Raw genomic sequence first — 22,713 nt, 5'->3', positions numbered from 1 at the left:
ATATAAAGATAACTAACAATTTTTAAAAATACTCAATGGAGAAAACGGATGACTGTAAGCACTCCGATGATCATTATGTTCATCGTATACATTACTGGCATGTTATTAATCGGCTACTTGGCCTATCGCTCGACCAAAAACTTTGATGATTATATTCTTGGTGGCCGAAGCTTAGGGAGTGTTGTCACCGCATTATCTGCAGGTGCTTCCGATATGAGTGGTTGGTTGCTGATGGGGTTACCTGGTGCTATTTTCTTGGCGGGTATCTCTGAAAGCTGGATAGCAATTGGTTTAAGCCTAGGGGCTTACCTTAATTGGCTATTTGTTGCTGGGCGTTTACGCGTACAAACAGAAAAGAATAACAATGCCTTAACTTTACCCGATTATTTCACTAGCCGCTTTGAGGATAATAGTAAAATTTTACGTATTATCTCCGCTGTGGTTATTTTAGTTTTCTTTACTATCTACTGTGCATCAGGCGTTGTTGCTGGCGGTTTACTGTTTGAGAGCACATTCAATATGAGCTACGAAAAAGCCATGTGGTTAGGGGCATTAGCGACAATCGCTTATACCTTTTTAGGGGGTTTTTTGGCGGTTAGTTGGACAGATACCGTTCAAGCGTCATTAATGATTTTTGCTTTGATTCTGACGCCTATCGTGGTGATCCTTTCATTAGGTGGAATTGATACTTCAATTGAAGTTATAAAAGCGAAAAACCCTGAATACCTAGATATGTTTAAAGGAATGAACTTTGTTGCCATCCTATCGTTATTAGGCTGGGGGTTAGGCTATTTTGGCCAGCCTCACATTTTAGCGCGTTTTATGGCTGCAGATTCCCATCGCACTATTCGTTCTGCACGTCGTATTAGTATGACATGGATGGTTTTATGTTTAGTGGGAACTATTGCAGTGGGTTTCTTTGGTATTGCTTATTTTGAAAACAATCCAAGCTTAGCGGGTTCAGTGTCGAATAATAGTGAACGTATTTTCATGGAGTTAACCGGAATACTGTTTAACCCATGGATAGCGGGTATCTTGTTATCTGCAATATTAGCGGCAGTAATGAGCACATTAAGTTGCCAATTGTTAGTATGTGCAAGTGCGTTAACGGAAGATTTATATAAACCATTTTTCCGGAAGAAAGCGAGCCAAAAAGAGTTGGTTTGGGTCGGGCGTGGTATGGTGTTAGTTGTTGCAGCCATCGCTATTTATATTGCTCGTGACCCAAATAATAAAGTTTTAGCGCTAGTAAGTAATGCATGGGCAGGATTTGGTGCAGCATTTGGGCCAGTAGTATTAATCTCTGTGATGTGGAAGCGGATGACTCGTACAGGCGCATTGGCAGGTATGTTGGTGGGTGCTGTAACCGTATTAGTTTGGATGAAATATAAATGGTTCGATTTATATGAAATCATCCCAGGCTTTGTGTTTGCAACAATAGCAATTATTGTTGTCAGTATGGTAACTAAAGGGCCTAGTGCGGCAGCACAAGCACGGTTTGATGAAGCGGAAGCGGAATATAAATCTCATTAATTGAGGTGTACCGATAAGATAAAAAGCCGAGTAATTTCAATTGCTCGGCTTTTTTGTTTGTCAAATCAACAGCCTAGTAATTAATGGGCAAAGGTTAATTAACTTTCCTACGTTTAGCTATTTGGTAACCAATAGCCAAAACGATAAACCAGACTGGTGTTGCAATTAAAGCCTGTCTTGTATCGTGTTGGAATGCCAGTAACACCACCATAAAGGCGAAAAAGGCTAAGCTTAACCATGACATAACAATACCCGCAGGCATTTTATAACGTGAAGATTTATGCATCTCTGGTCGTTTCTTACGGAAATTCAAATAGCTATATAAGATCATACTCCAAATAAACATAAATAGGATAGCAGACACAGTGGTAACCAATGTAAATGCATGCATGATATCAGGAATAAAGTAGATCAGAATGATGCCGAAGCTCAGACAGATGCAAGTAAATATTAGGCCTGTTGCAGGTACAGCTTTTTTTGATAATTGGCTGAATTGTTTTGGGGCATCCCCTTCTTTAGACAGCCCAAATAACATTCGACTGGTGGAAAATACACCACTGTTGGCTGATGAAGCCGCAGAAGTTAACACCACAAAATTGACAATGCTTGCAGCAGCAGGGAGGCTGATAAGGACAAACATTTCTACAAATGGGCTTTTATCAGCCAAGATAGTTCTCCATGGCGTTACTGCCATAATAACAATCAAGGACAAAACATAAAATGCAATAATTCGGATTGGGATTGCATTAATGGCTTTTGGTAATGATTTTTCGGGATCTCGAGTTTCTGCTGCTGCCGTTCCTACTAATTCAATCCCAACGAAAGCAAAAATAGCAATTTGGAAGCCAGCAAAAAAACCGCTTATTCCCATCGGGAACATACCGCCATCATTCCAAATATTATTTAAGGATGCGATATGCCCAGTTGGTGACTGGAAGTTCATGGCGATCAACGTCCCACCTACGGCAATTAAGGCAACAATGGCAACAATTTTTATCATTGCAAACCAAAACTCTAATTCACCAAATAGCCTGACTGAAACAAGGTTTAAGGTGAGTAGGCTGATCACACAGATAAACGAGGTTACCCATTCTGGAAATTCCGGAGCCCAAAAACTAACATAGGAGGTTATGGCAATAATATCCGCTATTCCTGTGATAACCCAGCAGAACCAGTAGGTCCAACCTACAAAAAAGCCAGCCCATGGGCCAATTAAGTCAGTTGAAAAATCACTAAAAGATTTATAATCAAGGTTGGATAGCAGCAGCTCTCCCATCGCTCGCATAACGAAAAACAGCACAAAACCAATTATCATATATACGAATATGATTGACGGGCCAGCAAGTGAGATAGTTTTACCTGACCCCATAAATAGGCCGGTTCCAATTGCGCCGCCAATTGCAATAAGTTGTATATGGCGGTTACTAAGGCTACGTTTTAATTGATTACGGTCAGCATTATGCTGCTTCGGTGTTGATGTTGGATTTTCTTCCATACTGTAAAGTGTCCGTAGTGGTTTGTTATTGTTAGCCACAGTCTTTTTTTATTTTGTGGTTATGTTTGCATGAAATATTGTGACATAAATCTCAATTAGAGTAAGGAAAAGTTACCTTACTGGAACCGGAGTGATGTTTATTCGAACTATAATTATCCTAAATTTAACATTCGCAACTAAAATTTAACTTAGGTAATAAAAATAGCAGAATAGTATTGACTGTATCAATTGATGGGCGTTAAATATTTCGTATTGGGTTGTTAGCTCAGTTGGTAGAGTAGGTGACTCTTAATCATTAGGTCGGGGGTTCGAGTCCCCCACAACCCACCAAGTTTTTCAATAAGTTAGGTGTTGGTTGCGTTACTTATGCGTACCATTTGGGATGTATTTGGGACGTGAGCATTAAATATTGTATCAATTTGCTTGGCGTGTTTGGCTAAGTGATCTGGTGTTAAGTGTGCATATCGTAGAACCATTTTAATGTTTTTCCATCCGAAATCCCCATGATAGATTGTGCTTGACTGCATCACCACTTATCCCGAGTACCAAAACGAAAACGGCGACGAATTAGAAAGCGAGGCCCTTGCGATATTCCAAATGGTCACTGGATCGACGTTCGTGTAAACATGCCATCAAACTCTATCTACAATTAAAAGCAAGCTGAAGCTGAGAGACTCGCTAAGATAGAAGCAGAGCGATTAGCGCAAGAGGAAGCTAAATGTGTTGCGGAAGAAGCGGAAAGGGCAGAGCAGGAAGCGGCAGAACAGGTAGAGCAACAATAGAAATCAATGCGCCAACGACTTAAGCTGGCGCATTGGTTTAATCAACGTATTCTATCAAAATAGAGACATTCACATGCCCTTTGTAGGAGCCCGGCTTAACATTTCCTAGAGCGCATAAATTAAAATATAACGACTTAATAAAGTTTTGGCTAGGAAGCGTTGATAACGAGTGGCTGTTTAAGTATGAAATTGCGTCAGATGAGTTAGCATTACAAACAGTATCACTTTGAGAGCTTAATGATGTGGCGATATAAGGCAAGTCTGCTACAGCATTAGCAGTGCTACTCGTTAACACCATTCCTGTGGTGCTATTTTCCACCAGTGCATTCCCGGGGGATAACGTTAAAAAGCCTTCCTTTCCGGCCTCGTTACAGCTTACCTGTATAGACGCTAGGTTACTGGCTAATTTTTTCGGTGTCGGGAAATTCTGGCTTAATTGTGTTGGAAAAGTAATATCAGTTTGTGTTATAGGGGTGACTCTGCACGCTTTGAGTGCGGTGATAGTGAAGTTATCACCGCGAGTAAATAAAACGGGTCGACTTTCACTAGTTATGCCACCAGATGTAGCTCGCAAAGCTACCGAGTCAATAGTTGAGCGCAATTTATATGTCCCCGGTTTTAACTTACCGCCAACAGCATAAGCAGAATAACTTGATACAGTAAAGACCGATGCGTTTTGACTATCATTAATACCTGTAGGTTTAAAAAATTTTTTATTGCCACTTCTCGGGTTTATCCCCCAAGAGCCCTCCCCTTTTTCATAGGCATTATTGAAAATATAAAGTCCATTCAATGAAGTTATTTTCGTCTTATTAAGAGTTGCAGAAACATGTTGCATTGCCCCATAATCGCGCATAAATTGTGCATTAAAGGCTCCATTGACGGTAAGTACAATCATCGCACCGTTAGGGTCGTCCTCATTGACAAAGGGAATACCCGTTGTGCCTATTTCAGAATAATAGGGTAACCCTGAAACGACATAGCGTTCAGTGATTCTAAGTCCATAATAATAAGTATTGGCTTCAAGCACCGCTGATGTTATAAGGTAGGCTGTAGTTACTGCAACAGGAGGAACAACCTCTCCTAAATATCCAGTTGCACCAACCGGCACTTTTAATTCAATGGCATGACTCTGTGTGGATAGGGTTAATAAGGTGCTGAGCAAGAGTAATGTTTTTTTCATATTCGTTATGCCTGCTGTAGAAAGTCAATATAAGCGTAAAATAAGTATAATAGTGTATTGTAGAGCATATAACGAAATGCTAAGAGAGAATTTGTATTAGCATTTGTAAGTAATGGATACATTTATAATGGGTAAGAGTAGAGTTATATTTTTTATCCGTTCAGCAATGTGTGTTCTGAGTGTATTAGTGAATATGATACTTTGTGTAATAAGATAGAAAAAAGCCGCAGAGAGTGACTTTACTTGCTATATGCATCCAATAAGTCTTGAATACTCACATCCAGAATACCTGTTATCATGGATAGGTCATCTACGAATATTGATTATTTTCCATTTTCATATTGAATATATTTAGTTTCAAGCACGTCTAGGTATTTTATCATTTCTTTAGTTGAGATATTTTGGGCTATCCGCAAGGATTTAATAAATTCACCGAGCTTTTTATTTTTTATAACTCATCCTACCTTTAGATTTGATACCTTGAATACTGAACTCATATTAAGAAAGCCTAATGTGGATTGCTTTTTTTATTTTATATATCAGGTTATTACATTTATTTTTTGTGGGATATAAGCTCGTTGGTATGAATAATTTTGCTTTCTGTCTCAGTTTTATAGAAAACATAGATGAACACTAACTCTTTGTGAGGTGGCTCACTATTTTAATTAATGCAACTGAGCACCCGCAATATAGGAGAAGAAAATGGGTGAGTAAGTGGCTGTGATAAATTGTGACACAAAAGTAATGGGATGTGGTTGGGACTAAGTGATCTTTAAATCATTTTCAAGTATTGTTAAGTGTACTGTTATGGGACGCAATTTCCACTACCTCTGTTAGCTTTTTAATCGGTTTAAAATTTATAGCGTAAAGTGCTTATACGTTATGATTTCATACCATATTACCATATGAGTCAGTAAAGTAGATATAAACACATCATGGTCAACCGCAGAGATTGAAACATTGCAATGTTTCAAATGTTCCATAAATCTTAACAAAGTCACTTTGTTTACGCTAAAAGCGATTGTGTTACCAATATTTTGATTGTTCTTTTAAATAAGGGTAGGTGAACATCATTGTTGTTGATGACTAATGGCCCACCTAGGTCAAACCAAAACTTAAATTTAGGCGTTACTTCAAAAAATAAAATGTCTTTATACCATTTTATGGCATCGTCAAGGCCATCGACATACACATGTACATGGTCTATTGCTGTCAGTTTCATTGCGTACTTCAATAAACATATAGAGTAGGATTCATCAAGGTGAATAATTATGCCAAAAATGATTTTTTAATATTCTATGAGGGGACGGTTGTAGCCTATAAAAAATAATGCCCACCGATAAGTCAAAGATTGTTTAAAAAAGTATGAGATATCTAGGCGAAGCTAACTGAATTTATTGCTGCATTGGAGAATGTTATACAGGGTTGAGGGTGTTTTTTGATAAGAAAAATAGTTTTTACGCATTTTTCTTGTATTGAATATCAGTTTTTTATGTTTGTGTTGTAACAACGTAGATAGGAACCTAGTTAGCTTAACTTGAAATGCGAGCAATAAGCTAACCTACGGAGTAAAAATGGCAAAGGTAATCACTATTTTTGTATTACTGTACAGTATGAGTTTACCTACTTATGCGATGAAAACCTATCAACTGGATTGCCCTGATCGTGGAATAATGACAGTGCTACATACGAATTATTTAATTACCACTTTGAAATGGGGAAGCGAGTTTTTTGTATCGCGACCGACTATCCGGTATCGCAAGGAAGATGCAAGATATAATATCTACGATTTTTTAAACGGTGATTCTTTGATTAAAACCCTAGGTGACAATAAGCGTTATTATTTTATATATAAAGATGGGGATAGGGTGGAGTGCCATAAGCAAAGTGAAACCCAACTAGTTATTACCCAACTACCTATAGTGCCTTAATAACAGGCTACACCTACCTTTCAAGCTTGTTGTGATATTCTAATTCTGATAAGTTTTGCTTCTTCTAATACGCGCTTAGGTAAATAGACTTAATGAAACTTATTTCTTCACTTTTTTGTTCTTTTTTGATTGCTGGGTGTACATTTAATCCTAGTTTTGAAGCGAATAAATCAACATGGCCAAAGCCACATAAAGATCAGCGCACATCTGAACAAAAAAGAATAGATAGAGAAGCTGTACATGAACAACAAAGAGCAGTGATGAGAGGTGAAAAACCAGATTATGGTGTTTTTGATAGGTACTAACTTTTTGTTAAGTGTTTTTTAAAACTGTATGTTATAAACCTTTCTTTTATCACTAAAACAAGTGATTTTCTGGTGGTGAAAACCACCAGTTAAACCATACAATTATATTTCAATACGCCAATATGAATGGTCTCAATACTACCTTGGGGTGACGGTGACTGAGGCTTCATAACCTAATAAATACAAAGCTTGCTCTAAAATATCGAGCTTAGAAGCATAATGGATATCGAGTAAGCGTTCTATCTGCTGCGCATTGATATTTAACCTACGGGCGATATCGAGTCGTTGAATTTTTGAATCTAGCATCGCATTATGTAAGGCAATTTTTAGGCAGCAAGTTATTGGTAGGTAGACAGTGAATGCATTCTCAGTTGGTTGAGTTGGCGTAGGTATTCGTTTTTTCCCTTCAATATACTCTGCAAAAGTGGCTAATAATATTTCTTGGGCTTCTAATTCAACATCTTCTCTACAATAGCTCACACCTTGAAGATCAGGAAAATCAGCAAAACTGATTTCATATGCTCCTTCTTCCTCGACAAACTCGACTGTTGCTTGATAAGTAAACATACCTTTCCTTTTGCTTTTTTAATGAGGGAGGAAGTGTTGCATTTGCTTGAGGGTAAAACAAGGGATAACACATGACTTCCGAGTTTGTATGCTTATCTCTAACCATTATAAGGTAGGCCAAGGAAAAACAGACTAGCTAAAAACCTGATGGGAAGGCCGATAATTTTTCATATGGTCGCCGTAACACAAATGCATCAATAGCGGAATAGTTTTATTCGGAAACTATTAAGAAAGACAAGAAATATATGTGAATTAAGTCACAAACTTAACAATATTTTTAAGCTTAAAATGCAGCAAAATTTGTATCTTTTATAAGCATTATTTTAACTGAATTATTTTAAATAAAATTAATTTATTTTTATTGTTGTTGTTATTGAATTACGGGGTTTACTTAGATTTGGTTTTTAGTCAGCACCATTTGTTAAAATAAAAGTATATAGTAATCTTTGTAAATAATAACACATAGTTATTAGGTGAGCAGTGTACAGTTGGGGGCCATTTAAAAAAATAAGTATTGTTACCAGTAAAAATGTGTTTATCGGCAATTATTTTGATCATATTTTGAGTATATTAAAATGATACAAAAAACATATCCTGAACAGAATGTTCTTAATTGAAACCTCTATTTTTTCTCAAGATGATAAAAGAGATTAGTTATCGTAGGTTGATCATTTTATTAAAAAAAATAAATATTCGACTATTTAAATAGAAAAATAAAATCGAATTAATACAAAAATAGACTTTAATGAAGTAATAACAAGATGATTACTGAAAATATAAAATAAGCAAAAATATATAACAATGAATTTTAAGTTAAATGAATGATTAATTATATGCAATACTCACAAAGTTAATTAATTTTATTAATATTATGATGTGACTATATAATAGACAATGTTTAATGATTCTAATGAAATTTGTGTGGGGTGACGATAATATGTATGACAATATAATTATTTTTTATCTATACACGATTGAATAATTTTGAATGATGGTTCGTTTTTCAATTAAACGTATTGAAAATTAATGACTAAATTTTATTCCTCTTATGCCGATATTGACTTAAATGTAATTTCAACAATTCAGTTTCTCAATACCAAACTTTGATTTGGATCAATATGTTGGTTTTGATGTTGTGATTGGTTTTTATTGCTTAGTTATCGCATAAGGAGAGTGAACAGATTGATTAAAATCCTGCCATTTACCTTAGGTTGATTCAAAATGTTGTAGATATTTGGGATAAGATGAAAGAAGATAAAGAAATAATAAAGATTATTTAATGAATTAATGGGTAATCGCCCCAATGGTACAAAAAGAAACATAAGTACCTTGAATAGTTAATTTAGTGGTGCATAATAATTGACGACTAATAATGACATCGGCAAATTCTGACTTTTACCGAAAATGCTAACTTTCTAGTCATTCTTTATTGTTGTAGGTATTCAGGAAATGTATTTAATTTAAGTTTGAAACTTTGTGTTTTTATACTCCAAACTGGGTATTCACCAATGGACAACATGGGAAAGTAATGGAATACATATACCCAATTTAATTACTTTTTATATTTAATAATTTGGCTACACACAATACTTTCAAATTCATATTTGTTCTTTTTGCACACAGATGTTGATAAATATTCGTAAAGGAAAAAAAATGAGCTCGACGACAGATTTTCTGAAGCATATATACGATATTAACCTCTCATATTTGCTATTAGCCCAAAAACTCATCTCTCAAGAGAAAGCCTCTGCGATGTTCCGTTTAGGTATCTCTGATGCAATGGCAACTACTTTAGCAGAACTCACGCTTCCTCAATTAGTCAAATTAGCAGAAACAAACCAGCTAATCTGTCAGTTTAGATTTGAGAATAGCGATACGATAGAAAAGCTAACTCGTGATTCAAGGGTGGATGAATTGCAACAAATTCATACAGGTATCTTACTTTCGACCCGATTATTGCAAACGCATAATGAAGGCGACAATGAAATAGCGAGAAAAAGATGAGTACCGCAGCTGAGAAAAGTATTGTTAAAGAAGCGAATGATATTCGCTTAGCAATGGAGTTAATCTCTTTAGGGGCTCGTCTTCAAATGTTAGAAAGCGAAACTCAAATCAGTCGTGGCCGATTAGTTCGTTTGTACAAAGAGCTAAGAGGCTGCCCTCCACCAAAAGGAATGCTACCTTTTTCGACAGATTGGTTTATGACATGGGAGCAAAATATTCATTCATCCATGTTTTATAATGCTTATCAATTTTTACTCAAAAGTGGCCAATGCAAAGGGGTTGATGCCATATTAAAAGCGTATCGGTTATACCTTGAGCAATGTATTCCAGAGCCTGATCAGGAACCTTTGTTAGCTTTAACGCGTGCTTGGACGCTTGTCCGTTTTGTTGAAAGTGGCATGTTGCAAAGTTCACAATGCAGTTGTTGCCATGGGTCATTTATTACTTATGCACATATCCCTGAAAACAGTTTCACTTGCAGTTTATGCCAGCCGCCATCAAGAGCAATAAAAAAACGTAAACTTTCCGAGCATCTAGCCGATATTACGGTATATCGACAGGATGGCATTACTAAAGCGGTAATGTAATTGGATTGATTGGTCAACAGGCAAAGCTTTTTGCCTGTCATTTCCAAAATTCCCTTTGACTGCCATCTGTTAACCAACGGAGTGAAAGGGAATATTGTGTTAATACTCATCGGGTATCTCATTGTTACAGTAGCGGTTATTGGCGGATATATAATGGTCGGTGGCCATTTAGGTGCGTTATATCAACCAGCTGAATTTGTCATTATTTTAGGCGCAGGCTTAGGTGCGTTTGTTGTTGGTAACAGTGGCAAATCTATCATCGCTTTGTGCAAAGTATTACCAAAACTCTTTCGCCGTTCTTCTTATAACAAAACCATGTCGATGGATTTAATGGCGTTGTTATTTCAATTACTCAATAAATCACGTCAACAAGGGTTACTTGCCCTTGAGAAAGATATTGAGAACCCGCAAGAAAGTGAAATTTTTTCCCAATACCCTCGTATTTTAAAAGATGAAACAACCATGATGTTTGTGGTGGATTATTTGCGTCTGATGGTAAGTAGTAACTTACAAAGCCATGAAATTGAGGCGTTAATGGATGAAGAATTAGAAACCTTTCGTCAAGAAAATGAAGTCCCAGCTTCAGGTTTAAACATGGTTGGAGACTCGATGCCTGCATTCGGGATTGTTGCTGCAGTTTTAGGCGTAGTGAATGCGCTTGGCTCGGCCGACCGTCCTGCGGGAGAGTTAGGCGCTTTAATTGCCCATGCAATGGTTGGGACATTTTTAGGTATTTTAGTCGCTTACGGATTTATTCTGCCATTAGCAGCACTGATTAGGCAGCGTAGTAGCGAACAACTGAAAATGATGGAGTGCATTAAGGTGACCTTTCTTTCAGCATTACAAGGTTATGCGCCGCAAATCGCCGTTGAGTTTGGTCGTAAAGTACTCTTTAGCGTAGATAGACCTTCCTTTGTTGAACTTGAGGATAGAGTTCGTGAGGTGAAAGTAGGCGCTCGCACACAAGAAACGACTGAGGAGTAGCATTAGGATGGCAGCCAATACTCCTCATATTATCCGAGTTAAAAAGCGTAATTCACATCGGCAAAGTGGCCATGGCGGTTCATGGAAAATTGCTTATGCCGATTTTATGACTGCAATGATGGCGTTCTTTCTCGTGATGTGGCTGATCTCAATTTCAAGTCCTCAGGAACTGACTCAGATTGCTGAGTATTTTCGCACCCCATTAAGTACCGCAATTAACCCAGGTAAAAAAAGTGGGGATGCTACAAACCCAATTCCCGGTGGTGGTAAAGACCCTATTTTCCGCGAAGGGGATGTGATGCCAGAACCAAACAATATTATTGACGGTGACGCAAATTATCGCTTTGAAAAATTAAAAAAGTCCCTTGAACAAGCCATTTTAAAAGACCCTCGTTTGAACGAATTAAAACCACATTTGCTCATTGATATGATTAATGATGGTTTACGTATCCAAATTGTTGATAGTGAAAATCGACCCATGTTTAAAGTGGGGTCTGCCACTGTTGAGCCTTATATGCGCGATATCCTACGTGCGATTGCACCGCTTCTGAATGATGTCCCAAACCGTATCAGCATTTCCGGTCATACGGATGATTTACCTTATGCTAATGGGGCAAATTATAGTAACTGGGAGCTGTCATCTGACCGAGCAAACGCTTCTCGTCGTGAGTTAATTCGTGGAGGGATGGATGAAAACAAGGTACTACGAGTTGTAGGAATGGCATCTGCAATCCATTTAGATACCGAAGATGGACTTGCACCTATTAACCGCCGGATAAGCATTATCGTGTTAAATGATGAAGATGCAAAACAAATATTACGTGAATACAGTGGGGCAAAACCCATCAACGATGTTCTGAATAAACCGCAAAAAATATCGTCTGACCCCATTGTGGATGAAATATCTGCGGTAAAAATACCGTGATAAATCATAGTAATTTGAATTTATTACATGATTTGTTTAGTTGTCTGCCGGTCATTCCGGCAGACAGCGTTAAGTGAAACCTAAGCGAAACTGGATAAAAACCATGGATATTACCGAGTTTTATCAAACATTTTTCGATGAAGCCGATGAGTTGCTCAGGGATATGGAACAACATTTACTTGAGCTTGATCCTTTTGACCCGGACAGCGAACAGCTAAATGCCATTTTCCGCAGTGCCCATTCAATAAAAGGAGGAGCTGCAACCTTTGGTTTCACTCAGTTGCAAAACACCACTCATACATTGGAAAACTTGCTGGATAAAGCGCGTCATGATGAGTTAACGCTCACACCTGACATCATTGACGTATTTCTTGATGCAAAAGATGTAATGGCGTCACAGTTAGATGCGTATAAAAATGATTCTTTACCTGATGAGGAAACATTTAAGCGGATTTGCGAGGTCCTTAGCCGGGTTGAAAACCATGCTGAGGAGGTCACTGAGCTAGCTCCATCGCAAACGGAACAATTAGTTGAAACTGAGATTGCTGAAACGGCCACGTCACAAGGCGAGTTTTCACACTATTTTATGATCACATTAAATCAACTAAAAGAAAGTGAAGTTGATTTACTTGCCGATGAATTAAGTTTATTTGGCAATCTGTACCACACTGAAAAAACCGCTGATAGCCTACAGGCTTGGCTTGGAACTAATACAGATATTGATGATATTTGTGGCGTATTATGTTTTGTGGTTGACGAGTCACAAATTACTCATCAAACGGTCTCTTTTAGCGACTGCCAGGCTGTTGCTCCTGAAAAAATCACTGCTAGTGAACCTGACAACCAAGCCAACGCCAACGTTGTTGAGCCGAAGGAAGAAACTAAGCCAGTAGCCACATCACCGGCTACTGCTGTAACAACGAATACATCGAAAAAACCTGCTGTAGCTAAACCCAAAGGGGACTCTAGCAGTATTCGTGTTGCAGTCGAAAAAGTTGACCAACTGATTAACTTAGTTGGCGAGCTAGTCATTATCCAATCTATGTTGACGCAACATAGCCAGCAAGTAGACCAAAACGAATACAGCGATTTATTAAGTTCGATTGTGCAATTAGAGCGGAATTCACGGGCATTACAAGAATCTGTTATGTCTATTCGCATGATGCCAATGGATTATGTCTTTAGCCGTTTTCCTCGCATGGTACGCGATATTGCATCGAAATTAGGCAAAAAAATCGAACTCAAAGTGGAAGGTAGCTCCACGGAGCTAGATAAAAGCTTAATAGAGCGGATTGTTGACCCGCTAAATCATTTGGTACGCAATAGTCTTGATCACGGAATTGAAAAACCAGAAGTTCGGTTAGCCAATGGTAAACCAGAAGCTGGCACATTGACGTTGGCTGCGGCACATCAGAGCGGCAATATTTGCATTGAAGTTCGTGATGATGGTGCGGGGTTAAACCGTGAACGCATTTTGGCAAAAGCCAAGTCTCAAGGCATGAATGTGCATGACGGGATGAGCAATGATGAAGTAGCCATGCTGATTATGGCACCCGGTTTTTCAACTGCTGAGGTCGTGACGGATGTCTCTGGTCGGGGTGTTGGAATGGATGTTGTTAAGCGGAACATTCAAGACATGGGAGGGCGTATTCAGATAGGTTTCACCGAAGGTAAAGGGACAATCATCCGTATTTTACTCCCCTTAACTTTGGCTATTCTCGATGGTATGTCCGTAAAAGTTGCGGAAGACGTATTTATCGTGCCGTTAAGCGCCATCATCAGCACATTACAACCACGTCAGGAAGATATTTACCGTTTAGCGGGTGAAGAAAAAATGTTGCTTGTGCGTGGAGAATACTTACCACTCGTTGAATTACATAATGTTTTTTCAATTGACGGGGCTGAACGCCATTTAGATAACAGCATTGTGTTGATTATCCAAAATGCAGGTCATCGCTTTGCCTTATTAGTTGACAAGCTAGTAGGACAACAACAAGTGGTGGTGAAAAATATTGAAAGTAATTATCGCAAGATCCCAGGTATTTCTGCAGCAACAATTATGGGCGATGGCTCTGTTGCATTGATTTTAGATGTGGCCGAGCTGCAAAGAATGAATAACAGCATTTTGATTAAAAAGAAACAACAGGTTTCTCAACCTGTCGTGCACTAAATAGAGGCCATACACCATGTCTATGTTAGATGATGATTTAAATAAACACGAAGAAGAAAAGAACGGCGAAGGCTATCTTATTTTCACTTTAGGTGAAGAAGAGTACGGCATTGAAATTTTAAAAGTGCAGGAAATTCGTGGCTATGAGCAGGTTACTCGTATCGCGAATACACCAGATTTTATTAAGGGCGTGACCAATTTACGTGGTGTGATTATCCCTATTATTGATTTACGCGTGAAATTCTCCCATGAAAACGTGGTGTATAACGATAATACCGTTGTCATTGTGGTGAATTTAAAAGACCGAGTCGTTGGAATTGTTGTGGATGGTGTTTCTGATGTGCTGGTATTAAATGAAGAACAAATCGCACCGCCACCTGATTTTGCAGTGACCTTATCGACACAATATTTAACAGGTCTTGGGACAGTTAATGACCGTATGTTGATATTAGTCGATATTGAAAAGTTACTAACAAGCGATGAAATGGCACTAATTGACAGCATGGCTGAGTAATTCTCAGCCTAACTATTTGTGCAAATAATAATAAGTCATTGGCTAAAGTTTTTGGCTTGATGACCGATATCCAAAATACAACAAAATTATGTTAGTAAAACGTCATGTACAGTCGAATTAAAATCGTATCAGGACTTTTGTCCGTCATTTTTATCTTTATTTTACTGCAGCTGGTATCCAGTGGTTTGATGTTTACCAAACTGGGCGATAACAGCGACAGTATAAATTACTTGAATTCATTACAACGCCAAAGGCAAGTCTTAACAGAAAGTTGGGTTAATTTATTACAAGCTCGAGCTAATTTAAATCGGTCAATTAACGCTTATTTATTAGAAGGGCGCAAAATTCAAGACGATGCCACCAATGAAGAGCTGATTAAGGCTGCGAAAAATAACTTCAAAGCGGCGGATGGTGCTTATGACCGTTATAAGAAGCTAATGCAAAGTTCGGATTATGATAAAGCCAAATTTGAACAGCTTTTTAACACTTATGAAACCTACCGAAATGCACTAATTAAGCTAGGTGAATATGCAGAAAAAGGTGATTTAGAAGGTTTTTATGCCCATAGAACCTCAGGGCATCAAGTGAAATTTGAAGAGCAATTTAACGCATACTTTGCTGATATCTCCTCTGACTTTCAAGCCGAAGTCGTAAATGCAGACAATAATTATCGCCAGTCATTATATATGTTGATGACGTTATCGATTGCGTTAGCCTTTATTGGTTTCTTCAGTTATCGCTATGTTCGTAAGGGAATTATTGAACCTCTCAGTTTATTAAATCAACGAATTCAAGTCTTTGCTTCAGGGGATTTGACGCCAAATATAACCACAACGGCGAACAATGAAATTGGTGAGTTGGCGAATGGTGTCCAGCACATGCAGCAGGAGTTGATTAATACGGTGCGTGGCGTATTGGATGGTAGCGAAACTATTTACCAAGGTACTACTGAGATTGCTGCGGGTAATAATGATTTATCTGCACGAACAGAGCAACAAGTAGCTTGCTTGGAAGAGACTTCTGCCAGTATGAGTGAGCTGACGGCAACGGTGAAACAAAACACTGAGTATGCACATCAAGCCAGTGAATTTGCTAGCCAAGCATCGGTTATTGCGAAAGAGGGCGGTAAGGTTGTTTCCAATGTGGTGAGTACCATGTTGAACATTGCGGATAGCTCGCAAAAAATTTCTGATATTACCGCCGTCATTGACAGCATTGCCTTCCAAACCAATATCTTAGCATTGAATGCAGCAGTAGAAGCTGCACGAGCGGGTGAGCATGGGCGCGGGTTTGCAGTCGTTGCCGATGAAGTGCGTAACTTAGCTCAGCGTAGTGCGGATGCGGCAAAAGAAATTAAAACGCTTATTGAAGATTCAGTATCAAGAACGGATACCGGGGCACGCCAAGCCGAAGACGCAGGTGAGACAATGACTAAAATTGTCGAATCGGTTACCCGTGTGACAGACATTATGACTCATATTGCAACGGCTTCCGATGAGCAAAGCAAAGGGATTGCCCAAGTCAGCATCGCCGTAGCCGAAATGGATAAAGTCACACAGCAAAACGCGTCTTTAGTTGAGCAATCGGCAGTTGCTGCCAATGTATTGGAAGAACAAGTCGCGAAACTGTCGCAATTGATTTCTATCTTCCGCTTACCACCATTAAAACAAAGTGAAATACGTAATATTAAACCGGCAGAAAGAACGGTTTCGAATATCGTTAAAACGCCGGATTTAACAAAAATATCATCGAAGGAACATAAAGATGATGACAATTGGGAAACTTTCTAACGATTAAGCTCAGTTTTACGCTGCAAAGCTTCGGTTTTGCAGCGTTTCTGTGCATTAGAAAACAAGGCAATGTATTAGGCGATCAGTTCTCTTAGCTGGCACAAGTGGGGATTTCAATGTTTGGTAAAAATATCCGGATTTCAGTGAGTTTATATCTACTTCTCATTTTATTTTGTGGGATGCAGATCGTGTCTAGCGGGGTTTCTGTTGGAATAGTTGTTAGTGAATTAAATTCATTGGAACGCATCGATTTAGGGTCAAATAAGCGTGCACTATTAGAAGAAACGAATAAACACTTAATGCAGGCACGTAACAGCCTGACGCAAATTGCATTACTGAATAAAGTTGGGGGGCATGAGCCTCTGATAGAAGAAACACAGGTGACATTCGATAATTTACTAGCGGAAGCGGCTAAAGATTACACCGAATTTAAAAACCAGCCAATCCTTAGTGAAGAAGAGAACCTCGCGGCGCTGGATGAAAGGTACCAAGCTTTTGTTATCACATTAAAAGCGTTAAAAACGCATTTAGATAATAAAGATGTTCCAGCTTACATTGCCTTACCCGCTCAAGAAAACCAAGAACAACTTGAAGCAGGGATTCGCGATTACCTCGATTTACTGAAAATCGAGAATGAAGAGTCTTTATCTGCGGCAAGGATGTACAACACCTTCGCTTGGAGCTCATTTATCTCTGTTATCGTGATCATCATAGTAGTCATCGCATTTGCCCACTATTGGATGAAACGCAAGGTAATCACTCCTCTTAAAAGTATGGGAGAACACTTTGCATTAGTCGCAGATGGGAAATTAAACCAAACTATCGAAGTGAAAACGGGTGATGAAATTGGCGAGGTTTTTGGCAAGTTAAAGCAAATGCAAGAGTCTTTAGTCACATCAGTGACAGCGCTGCGTTCAAATACCGACCAAATGTATACGGGTATCCGCGAAATTGCTTTAGGCAATAATAACTTATCCTCACGTACTGAGCAGCAAGCCGCATCTTTGGAAGAAACGGCGGCTAGTATGGAAGAGCTGACAGCAACGGTTAAGCAAAACGCAGACAACGCGCGTCAGGCGAGTGAATTGGCGGTGAGTGCTTCTAAGACGGCAACGAAAGGGGGCGAAATTACAGAAGATGTCATCGATACCATGACGTCGATTGCAAACAGCTCTCAAAAAATCAGTGCCATTATTAGTGTGATTGATGGTATTGCCTTCCAAACTAACATCTTAGCGCTAAATGCTGCTGTTGAAGCTGCGCGAGCGGGTGAGCAAGGGCGAGGTTTCTCTGTTGTTGCAGGGGAGGTTAGGGCCTTAGCCCAGCGCAGTGCCGAAGCCGCCAAAGAAATTAAAACTCTTATTGATGAGTCCGTGGGCCGTGTAAGCCAAGGCTCTCAATTAGTGAATGAAGCGGGTACCACAATGAGTGAGTTGGTTGCAGCTGTTAACCAAGTTACTGAATTGATGGGAAATATTGCTTCAGCCTCAAATGAACAAAGTCGGGGTATTGAGCAAGTAGCTACCGCTGTAAGCCAAATGGATCTTGTCACCCAGCAAAACGCAGCTTTAGTGGAACAATCTACTAGTGCTACTGCCGCCTTAGAAGATCAGGCTAACAACTTAGTTGATACCGTTGCGTTCTTTGAACTCCCCGAAAATGGGACTCAGCGAATTCGACGTTGAGTAGATGAGTTTTAATTTACAGTTTTAAGTGAATCAATTTATTGGTTTTCGGCTGAGGAAGTGAAACACAATTTTCATTTCCTCCGCCATCAAGAGCAGCCTGAATATCCGGCTGCTTCTGGGTTTTTATTGAATAGGACGACAAGTACGATGCTTTTTGTACCACAGGTGGAACCACTGACTGATGACGAGTTTAGTCGGGTTTGTCGATTTATTCATAAAAAATCAGGCATTGTCCTTACCATGAATAAAAAAAATATGGTCTATAACCGGCTATTAAAGAGGTTAAGGGATTGTAATATCGGCAATTTTTCGGATTATTTGCGGATGTTAGAGCGTGAACCTCAGCATCCAGAGTGGCAAGCTTTTGTAAATGCTTTAACCACCAATTTAACGGCTTTTTTCCGCGAACCGCATCATTTTGTGACGCTGGCGGAGTTTATCCGTACACGGAAAAACAGCCCTATTAATGTTTGGTGTGCAGCTTCTTCGACTGGTGAGGAACCCTACTCTATCGCCATGACACTGAGTGATGTTCTGGGGCCTAATGCTGTTAATGCCAAAGTGATTGCTAGTGATATTGACACTGAAGTCTTGGAAAGAGCTAAGCAGGGTGTATACCGCATTGAAGAGTTGAAGAACCTAAGTGCATTACAGCGACAGCGCTATTTTATGAAAGGTGTTGGTGAGTTTGATGGCTATGCCCGAGTGAAACCCGCATTACGGCAAATGATTGAATTTCGTTACTTAAATCTTAGCGACCATGACTGGCAATTACAGCATCGTTTTGACGCTATTTTTTGCCGTAATGTCATGATTTATTTTGATAAAGAAATGCAAATGAAAATGCTAGAGCGTTTTGTTCCATTGCTTAAGCCAGATGGTTTGTTATTTATTGGACATTCAGAAAATTTATCTCAGTTATCGCAAAGTTTTGTGATTAAAGGGCAAACCGTCTACAGCTTGCAAGCTGCGAGGAGGGGGTAATGAAAAAAATTAAAGTGCTATGTGTGGATGACTCAGCACTGATGCGTCAATTAATGCGCGAAATTATTAATAGTCATGAAGACATGGTAGTGGTGGATACCGCTCCAGATCCTTATGTTGCACGTGACTTAATTAAACAACATGAGCCTGATGTCATTACGCTAGACGTCGAAATGCCACGTATGGATGGTATTGATTTCTTAGAAAAATTAATGCGTTTACACCCAATGCCCGTCGTCATGGTTTCGACATTAACCTCTAAAGGTTCCGAAGTGACGTTAAAAGCACTGGAATTAGGCGCGGTAGATTTTGTCACCAAACCGCAAATTGGTATCCGTGAAACGATGATCAGTTATCGCGATGTGATTGGTGAAAAAATTCGTGCAGCGGCGATGTCAAAAATTACACAGCGCAGTCGTTTTACGCGTGCAGAGAAAAAAGTTACAGAGCCGATTTCACAGGCTAAAGCTTTGTCTCCATATGTTTGTAATAGCCGAGTCATTGCGGTTGGTGCATCGACTGGGGGGACAGAGGCGATACGTCAATTTCTTGAAATGCTCCCTAAAGAGTGCCCGCCCGTAGTGATCACCCAGCATATGCCCGCAGGGTTTACTCGCTCGTTTGCTGAAAGACTAAATAAACTTTGCGTGTTGACAGTCAAAGAAGCGGAGCACAACGAATTGCTGCAAAAAGGCCATGCGTACATTGCTCCTGGCGACTCACATATGCTAATTGCAGATAAAGGCAAAGGTTTTCAAGTCATTTTGCAACAGAGTGAGCCGGTTAACCGCCATCGCCCATCTGTTGATGTGTTATTTGATTCTGTTGCCCAGTGTGTTGGCCGAAAATGTATTGGCATTTTGCTGACAGGAATGGGAATGGATGGGGCAAAAGGGCTACTTAATTTACGCCAGCAGGGGGCTATCACTTATGCGCAAAACGAAAGTAGTTGCGTTGTATTTGGTATGCCGCGTGCTGCGATAGAAATGGATGCGGCGGATGAGGTGCAAGATATTCTTAAAATTGCCCCTAGCGTTTTAGCAAGACTTTCTTCTGTGTCGGTTTAACGATGCAGAAATTCACAATTGTTTTTTGAAGGAGTGGTTATGGCCGCTAAAGATCTCAGTTTTTTGGTTGTCGATGATTTTTCTACAATGCGTCGTATCGTCCGTAACTTATTAAAAGAGCTCGGGTTTAATAAAATAGAAGAAGCAGAAGACGGCGTTGATGCATTAGAGAAGATCCGCACAGGCAATATCGATTTTGTTGTTGCAGATTGGAACATGCCAAATATGGATGGTTTAGAACTGCTTAAAACTATCCGTGGTGATGATGCCCTGAAACATATTCCAGTTCTAATGGTCACCGCAGAAGCCAAAAAGGAAAATATTATTGCAGCCGCACAAGCAGGAGCAAGTGGTTATGTGGTTAAGCCGTTTACCGCAGCTATCTTGGAAGAAAAATTAAATAAAGTTTTTGAAAAAATGGGTCTGCAATAAACGCGTATACCAAAGGAGATTGTCATGACAGAACAGTGTGGTATCGGGAGCAATCGCAATGGTAATGATGATTTAAAACAAGTCATTACGCGGATTGGTACCTTAATGAGAACGCTAAGAGAGAGCATGCGAGAGCTTGGTCTTGAAAAAAGTGTTCAACAGGCGGTTGCCAGCATTCCTGATGGTAAAGATAGGTTACGTTATATTGCTCAAATGACTGCGCAAGCGGCAGAAAAAACGTTAAATGGCATTGATGTTATCAAGCCATTACAAGTTGATATGAATAAAAACGCACAAGCGTTACAACAGCAATGGCAAGAAGCGGAAAATGATGCTGTCCCGGCTCAATTGCGACAATCAACAGAGGCATTTTTAAGCCAAGTGATCCAAGACAGCGAAACGACTAAAGCTGAACTACTTGAAATTATGATGGCGCAAGATTTCCAAGATTTAACAGGGCAAGTCATCAAAAAAATGATGGAAGTTGTTGAAGAAGCGGAAAAACAATTACTGGCTTTGTTGATGGAGAATACGCCACCAGAAATGCGCGTCAAAACGCAAAATGAAGGTTTGCTCAATGGGCCTCAAATTAATAAAGAAGGTGTGAACGTAATGGCATCACAGTCACAGGTTGATGATCTTCTTGATGAACTCGGTTTCTAACCGAACATTTTAAGCCTTTGTTTATGGAGCTACCCTAATAGTCATCCTGCTAGAGTAGCTTCAATTTAGTTGAATTATATCTTCATCAGGCTGCAAGCGGCTGCGCTGTTGACTACATTCATTCACCTTAGTCACTTTGTTGATAGAGGCTTTATCGACGAGTTCATTTATTGGCTAGCGCTAACTTGAGTTATTTAGAGTATAGGGGGTATTGTAATGATAAATAACGATTTAATCTCTACTATAGTCAGGGACACTGAAACAGAACAACATAATGAGACTGATATTGAATCACCTTATATAGAATTAGAAATACGCAAAGAGATGATTAACCAGCTTAAATTAGCCCGCATTGCCAATAATTTAACCCAAGTCCAAATCGCTGAAAAAATGAAAACGCAAAAGCAAAATATTTCACGTTTAGAAAAAGGGCAATTTGACCCTAAGCTTGGCACATTACTAAAGTATGCAGATGCATTAGGCATGCGCCTTTCACTGAGCGTCACGGTCAAATAAGTTGAAAGGTACAGCGAATATTAATCATGCTGATATACCGTGATGATTTTGCTGCCGAGCACCTGTTCTAGTTGGTCGATAAAGCAGTCTTGTATGTCCCAATTATGGAAGCTAAAACCTAAATTTCCAAAAGCCCATTGTGGGTCAAAATTCCAACCGGAAAGTGGGGCATTGAAGTTGCAATTAAAACACCCAAGAATTTCAGGTCTCCCTTCGTACCAATCGGAAACGGTATCGCCCCATGCGTTACTATGTTCACTTTGTTCTTTGGCGCATTGTGGGCAATAAATACCAAGACCATTTCCCCCTGCGTGGAATACGGTGCGTTCGGTGACGATAGTTAAATAGTTTTTTAATGTCTCTTCAGGTAATTGAGTCGGTACTATCTCATCATTGACAACATAGAGAATTGGCTCTTTATAGGCGGGCGTTGGGCGATAAATGACTTCACCATATTCAATATGTTGAAAATGTGGGTCAATAATGCCTTGTTGCTTTAGCCAATTAAGTATGTGCTGCGCATGCTTAGGGGCATCTTCTAAGGGAATATCAGGGGCAACAAGATGACAAATATCCATAATAACCTTTTATTG

General features: G+C 39.3%; 21 protein-coding genes, 1 tRNA gene and 1 pseudogene. 17 read left to right on the top strand and 6 right to left on the bottom strand.

Annotated features, from left to right (window positions below):
- Positions 1–48: 48 nt before the first annotated feature.
- Positions 49–1,533 (top strand): sodium/proline symporter PutP, encoded by a 1,485-nt coding sequence (gene putP, locus ABE954_RS13940; protein WP_042847939.1) that lies wholly within the window; start codon positions 49–51, stop codon positions 1,531–1,533.
- A 94-nt stretch (positions 1,534–1,627) separates the two neighbouring features.
- Here the strand turns inward: putP and cycA are convergent, their stop codons facing one another.
- The gene (gene cycA / locus ABE954_RS13935; RefSeq protein ID WP_042847937.1) at positions 1,628–3,028 is read right to left on the bottom strand and encodes a D-serine/D-alanine/glycine transporter; all 1,401 of its coding nucleotides are present in this window, start codon (positions 3,026–3,028) and stop codon (positions 1,628–1,630) included.
- 254 nt (positions 3,029–3,282) lie between these two features.
- Between cycA and ABE954_RS13930 the strand changes: the two genes are divergently transcribed.
- A tRNA-Lys gene (locus ABE954_RS13930) sits at positions 3,283–3,358 on the top strand.
- A 14-nt stretch (positions 3,359–3,372) separates the two neighbouring features.
- Here ABE954_RS13930 and ABE954_RS13925 read toward each other — a convergent pair.
- The 3 genes and pseudogenes from ABE954_RS13925 to ABE954_RS13915 form a co-directional block, all read right to left on the bottom strand.
- A pseudogene (locus ABE954_RS13925) lies at positions 3,373–3,522 on the bottom strand (integrase); the annotation flags it as partial.
- A gap of 325 nt (positions 3,523–3,847) precedes the next feature.
- Positions 3,848–4,993, bottom strand: a complete 1,146-nt coding sequence (locus tag ABE954_RS13920) for a hypothetical protein (protein ID WP_371025487.1) — start codon at positions 4,991–4,993, stop codon at positions 3,848–3,850.
- 1,006 nt (positions 4,994–5,999) lie between these two features.
- Complete coding sequence (locus tag ABE954_RS13915) at positions 6,000–6,215, bottom strand: hypothetical protein (RefSeq protein ID WP_048606782.1); 216 nt, start codon at positions 6,213–6,215, stop codon at positions 6,000–6,002.
- A 352-nt stretch (positions 6,216–6,567) separates the two neighbouring features.
- Here ABE954_RS13915 and ABE954_RS13910 point away from each other — a divergent pair, with 352 nt between their 5' ends.
- A complete protein-coding gene (locus ABE954_RS13910; protein WP_042844291.1) occupies positions 6,568–6,924 on the top strand; it encodes a hypothetical protein in 357 nt (118 codons plus the stop codon).
- Positions 6,925–7,016: 92 nt separating this feature from the next.
- Entirely contained in the window at positions 7,017–7,229 is a 213-nt protein-coding gene (locus tag ABE954_RS13905) for an AAA family ATPase (RefSeq protein ID WP_129465768.1), read from the top strand.
- Positions 7,230–7,367: 138 nt separating this feature from the next.
- On the opposite strand, the gene ABE954_RS13900 is transcribed toward ABE954_RS13905, so the two are convergent.
- The gene (locus tag ABE954_RS13900) at positions 7,368–7,796 is read right to left on the bottom strand and encodes an antitoxin HicB (protein ID WP_042844289.1); all 429 of its coding nucleotides are present in this window, start codon (positions 7,794–7,796) and stop codon (positions 7,368–7,370) included.
- Between the two features lie 1,653 nt (positions 7,797–9,449).
- On the opposite strand from ABE954_RS13900, the gene flhD reads away from it, so the two are divergent.
- The 13 genes from flhD to ABE954_RS13835 all read left to right on the top strand — a co-directional run bounded on the left by flhD (position 9,450) and on the right by ABE954_RS13835 (position 22,120).
- Complete coding sequence (flhD, locus tag ABE954_RS13895) at positions 9,450–9,800, top strand: flagellar transcriptional regulator FlhD (protein WP_042844288.1); 351 nt, start codon at positions 9,450–9,452, stop codon at positions 9,798–9,800.
- Positions 9,797–10,387: a flagellar transcriptional regulator FlhC gene (gene flhC, locus ABE954_RS13890; RefSeq protein ID WP_042844287.1), complete on the top strand. Its 591-nt coding sequence runs from the start codon at positions 9,797–9,799 to the stop codon at positions 10,385–10,387. The genes flhD and flhC overlap by 4 nt, the downstream gene beginning before the upstream one ends.
- A 96-nt stretch (positions 10,388–10,483) precedes the next feature.
- On the top strand, positions 10,484–11,371 hold the full coding sequence (gene motA / locus ABE954_RS13885) for a flagellar motor stator protein MotA (protein ID WP_042844286.1): 888 nt from the start codon (positions 10,484–10,486) through the stop codon (positions 11,369–11,371).
- A 7-nt stretch (positions 11,372–11,378) separates the two neighbouring features.
- Positions 11,379–12,296 carry a flagellar motor protein MotB gene (gene motB / locus ABE954_RS13880; RefSeq protein ID WP_042844285.1) on the top strand — a complete coding sequence of 306 codons (918 nt, stop codon included), beginning with the start codon at positions 11,379–11,381 and terminating at the stop codon, positions 12,294–12,296.
- 103 nt (positions 12,297–12,399) lie between these two features.
- Complete coding sequence (cheA, locus tag ABE954_RS13875) at positions 12,400–14,466, top strand: chemotaxis protein CheA (RefSeq protein ID WP_042844284.1); 2,067 nt, start codon at positions 12,400–12,402, stop codon at positions 14,464–14,466.
- Between the two features lie 16 nt (positions 14,467–14,482).
- A complete protein-coding gene (gene cheW, locus ABE954_RS13870; protein ID WP_042844283.1) occupies positions 14,483–14,980 on the top strand; it encodes a chemotaxis protein CheW in 498 nt (165 codons plus the stop codon).
- A 104-nt stretch (positions 14,981–15,084) separates the two neighbouring features.
- Complete coding sequence (locus ABE954_RS13865) at positions 15,085–16,770, top strand: methyl-accepting chemotaxis protein (protein WP_042844282.1); 1,686 nt, start codon at positions 15,085–15,087, stop codon at positions 16,768–16,770.
- A gap of 116 nt (positions 16,771–16,886) precedes the next feature.
- Positions 16,887–18,455, top strand: coding sequence for a methyl-accepting chemotaxis protein (locus tag ABE954_RS13860; RefSeq protein ID WP_042844281.1), 1,569 nt, complete (start codon positions 16,887–16,889; stop codon positions 18,453–18,455).
- Between the two features lie 150 nt (positions 18,456–18,605).
- A complete protein-coding gene (locus tag ABE954_RS13855) occupies positions 18,606–19,442 on the top strand; it encodes a CheR family methyltransferase (protein ID WP_042844279.1) in 837 nt (278 codons plus the stop codon).
- The gene (locus tag ABE954_RS13850) at positions 19,442–20,509 is read left to right on the top strand and encodes a chemotaxis response regulator protein-glutamate methylesterase (protein WP_042844278.1); all 1,068 of its coding nucleotides are present in this window, start codon (positions 19,442–19,444) and stop codon (positions 20,507–20,509) included. The genes ABE954_RS13855 and ABE954_RS13850 overlap by 1 nt, the downstream gene beginning before the upstream one ends.
- Before the next feature lie 39 nt (positions 20,510–20,548).
- The gene (gene cheY, locus ABE954_RS13845) at positions 20,549–20,941 is read left to right on the top strand and encodes a chemotaxis response regulator CheY (RefSeq protein ID WP_034782834.1); all 393 of its coding nucleotides are present in this window, start codon (positions 20,549–20,551) and stop codon (positions 20,939–20,941) included.
- Positions 20,942–20,965: 24 nt separating this feature from the next.
- The gene (locus ABE954_RS13840; RefSeq protein WP_042844277.1) at positions 20,966–21,604 is read left to right on the top strand and encodes a protein phosphatase CheZ; all 639 of its coding nucleotides are present in this window, start codon (positions 20,966–20,968) and stop codon (positions 21,602–21,604) included.
- 216 nt (positions 21,605–21,820) lie between these two features.
- Positions 21,821–22,120 (top strand): helix-turn-helix transcriptional regulator, encoded by a 300-nt coding sequence (locus tag ABE954_RS13835; RefSeq protein ID WP_042844276.1) that lies wholly within the window; start codon positions 21,821–21,823, stop codon positions 22,118–22,120.
- A 20-nt stretch (positions 22,121–22,140) separates the two neighbouring features.
- On the opposite strand, the gene ABE954_RS13830 is transcribed toward ABE954_RS13835, so the two are convergent.
- Positions 22,141–22,698: a hypothetical protein gene (locus ABE954_RS13830; protein ID WP_129465770.1), complete on the bottom strand. Its 558-nt coding sequence runs from the start codon at positions 22,696–22,698 to the stop codon at positions 22,141–22,143.
- Positions 22,699–22,713: the final 15 nt, after the last annotated feature.

Origin of the sequence: Providencia sp. TYF-12 (assembly GCF_041344805.1) — a bacterium.
GTDB lineage: Bacteria > Pseudomonadota > Gammaproteobacteria > Enterobacterales > Enterobacteriaceae > Providencia > Providencia huashanensis.
Note: the sequence above shows the minus strand (reverse complement) of the source record. Positions and strands in the feature narration are given on the sequence as shown.

Coding starts and splice junctions, on each gene's coding strand:
- ABE954_RS13850 (WP_042844278.1), top strand. CDS start 19,442: ATGAAAAAAATTAAAGTGCTATGTGTGGATGACTCAGCACTGATGCGT.
- putP (WP_042847939.1), top strand. CDS start 49: ATGACTGTAAGCACTCCGATGATCATTATGTTCATCGTATACATTACT.
- flhC (WP_042844287.1), top strand. CDS start 9,797: ATGAGTACCGCAGCTGAGAAAAGTATTGTTAAAGAAGCGAATGATATT.
- ABE954_RS13915 (WP_048606782.1), bottom strand. CDS start 6,215: ATGAAACTGACAGCAATAGACCATGTACATGTGTATGTCGATGGCCTT.
- cheA (WP_042844284.1), top strand. CDS start 12,400: ATGGATATTACCGAGTTTTATCAAACATTTTTCGATGAAGCCGATGAG.
- ABE954_RS13830 (WP_129465770.1), bottom strand. CDS start 22,698: ATGGATATTTGTCATCTTGTTGCCCCTGATATTCCCTTAGAAGATGCC.
- ABE954_RS13910 (WP_042844291.1), top strand. CDS start 6,568: ATGGCAAAGGTAATCACTATTTTTGTATTACTGTACAGTATGAGTTTA.
- motB (WP_042844285.1), top strand. CDS start 11,379: ATGGCAGCCAATACTCCTCATATTATCCGAGTTAAAAAGCGTAATTCA.
- ABE954_RS13840 (WP_042844277.1), top strand. CDS start 20,966: ATGACAGAACAGTGTGGTATCGGGAGCAATCGCAATGGTAATGATGAT.
- cycA (WP_042847937.1), bottom strand. CDS start 3,028: ATGGAAGAAAATCCAACATCAACACCGAAGCAGCATAATGCTGACCGT.
- cheY (WP_034782834.1), top strand. CDS start 20,549: ATGGCCGCTAAAGATCTCAGTTTTTTGGTTGTCGATGATTTTTCTACA.
- ABE954_RS13905 (WP_129465768.1), top strand. CDS start 7,017: ATGAAACTTATTTCTTCACTTTTTTGTTCTTTTTTGATTGCTGGGTGT.
- ABE954_RS13865 (WP_042844282.1), top strand. CDS start 15,085: ATGTACAGTCGAATTAAAATCGTATCAGGACTTTTGTCCGTCATTTTT.
- ABE954_RS13900 (WP_042844289.1), bottom strand. CDS start 7,796: ATGTTTACTTATCAAGCAACAGTCGAGTTTGTCGAGGAAGAAGGAGCA.
- cheW (WP_042844283.1), top strand. CDS start 14,483: ATGTCTATGTTAGATGATGATTTAAATAAACACGAAGAAGAAAAGAAC.
- ABE954_RS13860 (WP_042844281.1), top strand. CDS start 16,887: ATGTTTGGTAAAAATATCCGGATTTCAGTGAGTTTATATCTACTTCTC.
- ABE954_RS13855 (WP_042844279.1), top strand. CDS start 18,606: ATGCTTTTTGTACCACAGGTGGAACCACTGACTGATGACGAGTTTAGT.
- ABE954_RS13835 (WP_042844276.1), top strand. CDS start 21,821: ATGATAAATAACGATTTAATCTCTACTATAGTCAGGGACACTGAAACA.
- flhD (WP_042844288.1), top strand. CDS start 9,450: ATGAGCTCGACGACAGATTTTCTGAAGCATATATACGATATTAACCTC.
- ABE954_RS13920 (WP_371025487.1), bottom strand. CDS start 4,993: ATGAAAAAAACATTACTCTTGCTCAGCACCTTATTAACCCTATCCACA.